Source organism: Pseudomonas sp. DTU12.1, assembly GCF_009873475.1.
In the GTDB taxonomy this organism is placed as follows: domain Bacteria; phylum Pseudomonadota; class Gammaproteobacteria; order Pseudomonadales; family Pseudomonadaceae; genus Aquipseudomonas; species Aquipseudomonas proteolytica.
On record NZ_CP045254.1, the window covers coordinates 2,393,922 to 2,401,954 of the forward strand.

Annotated in this window: 5 protein-coding genes; 4 read left to right on the forward strand and 1 reads right to left on the reverse strand. The window is 56.9% G+C overall.

Features of this window, described 5'->3' with window-relative positions; all coding sequences use genetic code 11:
* Nucleotides 1–42 precede the first annotated feature (42 nt).
* The 4 genes from GDV60_RS10610 to GDV60_RS10625 all read left to right on the forward strand — a co-directional run bounded on the left by GDV60_RS10610 (nt 43) and on the right by GDV60_RS10625 (nt 6,967).
* Nucleotides 43–549, forward strand: coding sequence for an RNA polymerase sigma factor (locus tag GDV60_RS10610; protein WP_224791175.1), 507 nt, complete (start codon nt 43–45; stop codon nt 547–549).
* Complete coding sequence (locus tag GDV60_RS10615; RefSeq protein WP_159907079.1) at nt 546–1,490, forward strand: FecR family protein; 945 nt, start codon at nt 546–548, stop codon at nt 1,488–1,490. Before GDV60_RS10610 ends, GDV60_RS10615 begins: the two co-directional genes overlap by 4 nt.
* A gap of 107 nt (nt 1,491–1,597) precedes the next feature.
* Entirely contained in the window at nt 1,598–4,123 is a 2,526-nt protein-coding gene (locus GDV60_RS10620; protein WP_177410437.1) for a TonB-dependent siderophore receptor, read from the forward strand.
* Nucleotides 4,124–4,459: 336 nt separating this feature from the next.
* Nucleotides 4,460–6,967 (forward strand): TonB-dependent siderophore receptor, encoded by a 2,508-nt coding sequence (locus tag GDV60_RS10625; RefSeq protein WP_104912059.1) that lies wholly within the window; start codon nt 4,460–4,462, stop codon nt 6,965–6,967.
* A 71-nt stretch (nt 6,968–7,038) separates the two neighbouring features.
* On the opposite strand, the gene GDV60_RS10630 is transcribed toward GDV60_RS10625, so the two are convergent.
* Nucleotides 7,039–8,001, reverse strand: coding sequence for an alpha/beta hydrolase (locus tag GDV60_RS10630; RefSeq protein WP_159907082.1), 963 nt, complete (start codon nt 7,999–8,001; stop codon nt 7,039–7,041).
* Nucleotides 8,002–8,033: the final 32 nt, after the last annotated feature.

Below are 8,033 nucleotides of genomic sequence, written 5' to 3' on the forward strand. Positions count from 1 at the left end.
CCCCTATGTGTGCCCTGCACACGGATGCTCATGGAGTGTGCATTGGATCATCTGGATCGGTTGTTTCGCCTCTATCATCGCGAACTGCAGCAGATTGCCTACCGGCGCCTGGGTGACCGGGAAATGGCGGCAGACCTGATGCAGGACGCGTTCGTACGTTATGTCGGCCTTGACCGGCAGCAGCGCACCCATACCATCACCAATCCGCGGTTCTTCCTGATTCGCGTCATGCGCAACCTGATCATCGACCTGGGCCGCAGCCGTACGCGGCGTGGGCCTATGGATTCGCTGGAAGATGTGCAGCACGAGCTGCTCGACCCATGCCCGGGCCCTGCCGCACTGGTGGAGATGCGCCAGCAGTTGCAGCTGTTGCAACAGGCGTTGGGAGAATTGTCCGATAACAGCCGCCAGGCTTTGCTGCTCAACCGCCTAGACGGCTTGGGCCATGCGGCGATTGCCAAGCAACTCGGGGTGTCTCCCAGCATGGTCAGCAAATACATCATGAGCGCGGTGCTGCATTGCGCCCGGCGTCTTGGGATGACCGAGTGACGCGCGAGCCTGCCCCGGATAAACCTTCGCCGCTGCTCACCGAGCAAGCATTGCAATGGTTGGTCGACCTGCATTCGGGCACCGCCGAGGCACCTACCTGGGACGCCTACCTGCAGTGGTGCGAAACCTCGCCCGAACACCAGCGTGCCGCCCACGCGGCGGAACGCTTGTGGGAGAGCCTGGGCAGCGCACTGGAGCGTCCACCCGGCTCATCACGCCGCTTGCTGCAACTGGGGCTGGTCGTCGCATTGGGCCTGGCCGGCGGTTTGTCCTGGCAGGCAGAACACCAAGGCTGGATGGCGGACCAAGTGACAGGCCTGGGCGAGCACCGCCGCGTGACATTGGCCGACGGCTCGCACCTGGAGCTGGCGCCGCGCACCCGCGTGGATATCGACATGCAAGCGGGTCGCCGGGTGTTGCATTTATATAGCGGCGAGCTGTTCGTCCAGGTCGCCCCCGACACCCAGCGCCCATTCGAAGTACGCGCCGGCCGTGGCAGCCTGCGCGCGCTGGGCACCGGCTTCGACGTGCGGCGCGAGGGCGAGCAAGTGCGCATGGTCGTCACCGAACACACCGTGCGCGTGACATTGGACGGCGACCCGCAGACCACCGATGTGGACGCCGGGCAGGCCGTGCAATACGGCCCGGACGGCCTCTCGCGCAGCCAACCGGTTGACGTCGCCACCGCTACCGCCTGGCGCCGCGACAAACTGGTCTTCAACCGCCAACCCCTGGGCGAGGTGCTGGAACAACTCGGCCGCTACCATCGTGGCGTGATCTGGGTTCGCGACAACAGCCTGCGCGACCTGCCCGTGACCGGCATCATCGCCACCGACGACACCGACGCCCAACTGAAACTGCTGCAACGCACGCTGCCACTACGCGTGCGCCTGCTGCCATGGCTGACCGTGATCGAACGCGACGACTCGCCGCGCCAGTAACCCCGGGTTTAAAAAATACGCTGGCTGCCGCTGTCGGGTTTCAGAAGGCTGACGTCTTTCCTGTTGAGATTGATTTTTATTTGGCTGATTTCAGCAGGGGGAGCGTTATGCAGCATCTGATCAGGCACACCGCCTTGAGCCTGGCACTTGCCACGGCCAGTGCCGTGGCAATGAGCCTGCCGGCACAGGCCGCGCAGCAACAGAAGACCGACACCCGGACCTACGACATCGAAGCCGGCCAACTGGACCAGGTACTGACGCGCTTTGCCGAACAATCCGGGTTGCGGTTGATGGTCGTCAGCGAGTTGGTCGCTGGTCAGCAGTCGGACGGGCTCAAGGGAAATTATCCGGTGCAGCAGGGGCTTGATCGGTTGCTACTGCGCAGCGGCTTGAGCGCCCGGGTCAGTGATGACGTGATCCTGATTGAAAAAACACCGGCGCAGGGAGGGGCGGTGGAGTTGGGGGCTACGACCATTCAGGGGCAGGGGATGGGGGAGATGACGGAAAACTCCGGCTCCTACACCACCGGACTTGTCAGCGCCGGTTCAAAAACGCCTACCAGTCTGAGGGACACACCGCAGTCGGTGTCTGTCATCACCCAACAGGTCCTGCAAGACCGGCGCATTGTTGATCTGTCCGATGCCATGCGGCGCACGCCGGGCATCACCGTCAAAAACGCCAACTACCGCCTGCCGCAGTTCATTTCTCGTGGTTTCCGTATCGATAACATTCAGATTGATGGTGCCTCGCCGATGGATATCGGCTCTGGTATCGGTACCTTCTACGCCAACAAAACCTATGACATGGCTGAGTTCGACCATATCGAAGTGTTGAAGGGGGCATCCGGCCTGTTCGGCGGTACTGGTGATCCGGGTGGCATCATCAACGCCGTGCGTAAACGTCCGCTGGACTACTTCCAGCTCAAGTTCAATACATCGGCAGGTTCCTGGGACAATTACCGTACTGAGGTCGACGTGACGGGGCCAATGGCCTTTGACGGTAAATTGCGTGGGCGTGTGGTGGTCGCCAATACCGATCGCCAGTACTTCATGGATAACCGTAGCACCGAGAAACCTTTCATTTACGGCGTGTTGGAGGCTGATGTAACAGACACGGCGCGGGTTACCGTCGGAGGGCGCTACGAGAAAATTCATGAAAACGGCACTGGCGACGGTTTGCCACGCTTCAGCACCGGGCAGGACTTGAAGCTCAGTCGTCGCACTTGGTACTCACCGAACTGGGCTTATAGCGATAACAGCTCCCAGGAAATCTTCGCCAAGTACGACCAGGAATTGGCTGACGACTGGAAGTTGAACGTGTCCTTGACCAATACCTTCGATAAAACCGAGACCAAAGGTGCATTCCTGTGGGGCTCACCTGATCCGGTAACGCTTGAAGGTGCTACCTGGGGAGGGAGTTACATTAGAAACTGGAGCGAACAGACGCTGTTCGATGCCAACGTTTCCGGAAAATTTACGGCGTTCAATCGTGAGCATGAACTGCTGATCGGTGCTGATGCACAGAAGGTGACCAGCCGTTGGCGCTCAACGAAAGCTATGCAGGGCTTCTATCCTGTTGATGTCTACAATCCAGACCTCACGCCTCTACCTTCTGACAGCATTGGCAACAAGCTTGAGCGTGATTACAGCCCCAATACCCGTAAGCAGTATGGTCTGTACTCGACCTTGCGTTTACAACTGACAGATCCGCTCAAATTGATCATCGGCGCCAGGGTGCAGCGCTATAAGTTCGAACAGACCTACATGGCCGTAAAGGCTGATACAGGTGCATGGGGTATTGAGTCCCAGAGCAATCATCGTGAACCGACCAAGTTAGTTCCCTTCGGTGGTTTGGTTTACGCCCTCGATGATGAATGGTCGGCGTACGCCAGCTATTCGGAAATCTTCAAGCCCCAGGCCCAGCAACTGCAAGGCCCAAGTACTTCTGGAAAAGCCCTGGAACCCATGGTTGGCAAGACTTACGAAACCGGCATTAAGGGTGAGCTCTACGGCGGAACGCTGAACGTATCGGCTGCGCTGTTCTATACCAAGCGCGAGAAAGAGGCGATTCAAGATCCGCGGTACGTGGCTGAATCAGTCTTGTATGGCGGCAGTTGCTGCTATCTGGCTCAAGGCGAAATCATCAGCAAGGGTCTTGAACTAGAAGCCAGTGGTGAGGTGTTGCCTGGGTGGATGGTGATGGGCGGCTACACCTTGAACCTCACAGACAATGGCACCAAGGACACTTTCCTCACTACGGTTACACCCAAGCATTTGGCGAAACTGTGGACCGTTTACACATTGCCTGATCGCCTTTCTGACTGGAAAGTAGGTGGTGGCGTCAACATCCAGAGCGCCAGCTATGCCAGCGGAACTGCTTATCGGGTCGATGGAAAAAATCCTACAGGCAACTACTACGATGTTTCCCGTGAGACGCCTTTTGACTTCGCTCAAGGCGGCTACGCCGTATGGGACGCAATGGTCGAATACAAAGTCGACGAAAACTGGACCGTTGCCCTCAACGGCAACAACCTGTTTGACCGCAAGTACTTCGAGACCCTGAAGACTTCCGAGTACGGCAATTACTACGGTGAACCGCGCAACTACATGCTGACTGTGCGGGGTACGTTCTAGGCTTTCCTTTCGTCGTAAAAAATCACCTCACCTGAGGTGATTTTTTTTGCGTGCGCCAAGCTCGCCAATGATTTAGAGGTGAGTGCGCCCCTGCGTGCCTGACAAGATGAGGTGTGGACCTAAGGCAAAGGTTTTGCGACTGTTACAAAGTGATTGAGAATCCTTCTAAATTATTTTTATCCCGAACGTTCATTAATGGCTCGACACCGATTCAAGCCAAAACCGTCCCTCTGCAACAGGGAGTGGGGTCCGGACGGTTTAGCTAAATTCAGGTCATTCCGCCTCAAGAGTGGAAGGCCTTCGACATTAATGACATATCTGGGGCTTAACCAAACAATGAAACGCGAGAGCAAAAGGTTCAGGCAAAAACTCTTCAATACCCCTTTGGCGTCCTGCCGCAGCTGCGTGTCGGTGGCGGTCCTGGGGTTGGCCCTCAGTGTCTGCGGCGGGGCTTTCGCCCAGCCCATGCAGGTGAATGTGCCAGCCCAGTCCCTGGACAAGGCCCTGACCGAGCTGGGTAAGCAGACTGGCCTGCAAGTGCTTTTCGGGCCGGATATGGTTGCTGGCAAGAAGTCCACCGCCGTCAAAGGCACCCTGGAGCCCGAGGCAGCTCTTGAAGCATTGCTCAAAGGCGCGGGGCTGACTTTCCGGATTGAAAACAATACCGTCATCCTTGGCCCCGACAATGGTGCGAGTTCAACTATTGAGCTGGGCGCCACTACCATCCAGGGCCAGGGTATGGGGGAAATGACGGAAAACTCCGGCTCCTACACCACTGGCTTGACCAGTATCGGCTCGAAAACCCCGACCAGTCTGCGGCAGACGCCACAGTCGGTGTCGGTGGTGACGGCGCAGGTCCTTGAAGAAAAACGCATGACTGACCTGGCTGAAGCCATGAAAGTGACGCCAGGCATCACGGTCACTAACAACAATTTCCGTTTGTCGGACTTCTCGTCGCGCGGCTTCAAGATTGAGAACATTCAAATCGACGGTGCTGCCCCGATGGCATTGGGCACTACGTCTGGCAGCTTCTACTCCAACAAAAACTACGATCTGGTTGAGTTCGACCATGTTGAGGTCCTACGTGGTGCTTCCGGTCTCTTTGGCGGTACCGGCGACCCGGGTGGCATGATCAACCTGGTGCGCAAACGCCCGCTGGATGCCTATCAGTTGAAAGTCGATATGTCGGCGGGCAGCTGGGACAATTATCGCACCCAAATGGATGTCACCGGTCCGTTGGGCTTTGATGGCAAGCTGCGTGGCCGGATGGTCGCAGCTTACACGGACCGTCAGTACATGCTGGATGATCGGGGTACAGAGAAACCGATTTTCTACGGGATTCTGGAAGCCGATATCCTCCCGGACACACGCCTGACCTTGGGTGGACGCTCGGAGCGTATTCATGAAACGGGGTCGGGGATCGGTTTACCGCGCGATGTGAACGGCAAGGACCTTGGTCTGTCCAGAAGTACCAGCCTGACCCAGAAGTGGTCGTATCTGGACGGTCGATCCCAAGAAATTTTTGCCAAGGTCGACCATGAGTTTAACGATGACTGGAAGCTCAACGTTTCTTATACCCAAACGCTGGATTCCGGGTTTTCGAAAGCGGCTTTCAGTTTCGGCGCTGTCGATCCGGTGACACTCACTGGTCCGAGAACTGGCGGCACTAACAATCAGTATCGCAGCGATCAGAAGCTTCTTGATGTAAACCTGGCTGGGAAATTCGAATACGCAGGCTTGCAGCACGAGTTGCTGGTCGGCATGGATCATCAGAAAATCACCAGTCAGTGGGAGGGGACTACCTCATCCAACGGGGTTGGCAATCCGGTTAATGTATTTGACCCGGATGCGACGCCCTGGCCACAACCTGGAACAGACAAGAACTTTATTCGCAACTACAGCCCCAACAGCCAGACACAATATGGCCTTTACTCTACATTGCGTTTGCAACTGGCGGACCCACTTCACTTGATCATTGGTGCTCGTGCACAGCGGTACAAGTTTGATCAGTTGTACCAGGCGATCGAAGAGGGAGCCTGGAAGGTGCAGTCGGATGTCTCGACCCGTGAAGCAACCAAACTGGTTCCCTACGGCGGTATCGTCTATGACCTGACGGATGAATGGTCGACCTACGCCAGCTACTCCGAAATTTTCAAGCCTCAACAAAGCACAATGCAGGGGCCATTGCCAGGAAGTTCCATGGAACCTATGACCGGCAAGACTTACGAGACTGGCGTCAAGGGCGAGTTGTGGGGCGGAGCTGTCAATACTTCCTTTGCGTTGTACTACACCTCGCGAAAAAACGAGGCAGTGCTGGATCCACGCTACGAAGAGTCCAATGTACTTTTCGGCGGCAACTGCTGCTATTTGCCTCAGGGTGAGGTCGTCAGCAAAGGCGTCGACATGGAGTTTACCGGTGAAGTCTTGCCGGACTGGAACGTTCTGGCGGGCTATACGTATAACCACAATCGCAACCGCACTGCGGCGAAGGTATTCAGCAGTATTACGCCAAAACATCAGTTTAAACTATGGTCCACCTACCGGTTGCCAGGAATACTCAACGACGTGAAAATCGGCGGTGGCGTGAATTTGCAAAGCGCTACCTACGTCAGTGGGACCACGTTCGTGAACGATGTGGAGCAGAACTACAAGTACGTTCAGGCGGGTTATGCCGTATGGGATTCCATGGCCGAATACCGAGTTAACGAAAACTGGAGTGTTATCTACAACGCCAACAACCTGTTTGATAAGAAGTACTACAGCAAACTGGGGTCCTCGGCATCGGGCAACTGGTATGGCGATGAGCGCAACCACATGCTGACCTTGCGCGGCACCTTCTGGTAACCGTAGCGTGAAATAAAAAGGGACATCGCCAGGTGTCCCTTTTTTATGCCTTACGGAGCAACACAGCACATTCAGTCCGTGCGCTCTTTCAACCACCCCTCGACTGCCGCATAAATCCCGCCAATGTCCGCACTGATCCCCGACATCCGCAGGAAGTCATGGGTCAACCCACGCTGAGTCAACAAAGTAACGTCAGTCCCGGTATCGCGAAGCAACTGGGCATATTCAAGTCCTTCGTCATACAACGGGTCGTACTCGGCCAGGCTGACGTAGGCCGGTGCTAGAGGACCAAGGTTGTTTGCCAATAACGGTGATGTACGCCAGTCGCCACGTTGCTCTACGTCGGGGGTGTAGTGCCTGTAGAACCACTGCAAGGTCTCGCTTTCCAGCAGATAGCCTTCGGCATACCGCTGGTGGGACGGGCGCGTACGTTGAGTGTCGGCCACCGGGTAAAACAGCAACTGAGTCTTGAGTTTTAGCGCAAGGTGCTCGGGTGCCTGCACGGCGCTGATGGCCAGTACCGTAGCCAGGGTGGCGCCGGCGCTATCACCGGCGACGCTGACATTGTCCGGGTCCAGATTCAGGGTATGCGCTTCGCGAGCCAGCCAGTTGGCGCAATCCAGGGCGTCGTTGACGGCCGTGGGGAAGGGATGCTCCGGAGCCAGTCGATAAGCCGGGGCCAGGACCGCTTGGCGTCCGCTTGATGCCAGGCGGCGGCAAATCGAGTCATGGGAGTCAAGGCTGCCGACCACGTAGCCGCCGCCGTGGAAATACAGAATGCTTGGCTGTGAAGGTTGGACGTGATGTGCCGAGCGGTATAGCCGGGCTTCAATCTTTGCGCCGTCGCGTGTCGGGATGTGCAAGGTTGTAATCGTCAGGCTTGCGGGTGGCGAAGGGTCGAGGATCTGCGAGCTCAACTCGAACTCCTGCCGTGCCTGACTCACACTCAAGGCATGCATGGGCTGACTCTTGCCACTCAGGCGACCCATTTCAGCCAACTCCAGAAAACCTTCGAGATCGGGGTCCAGGGGCATTACGTGTTCCTTATTGATTCAATACAGTGCCG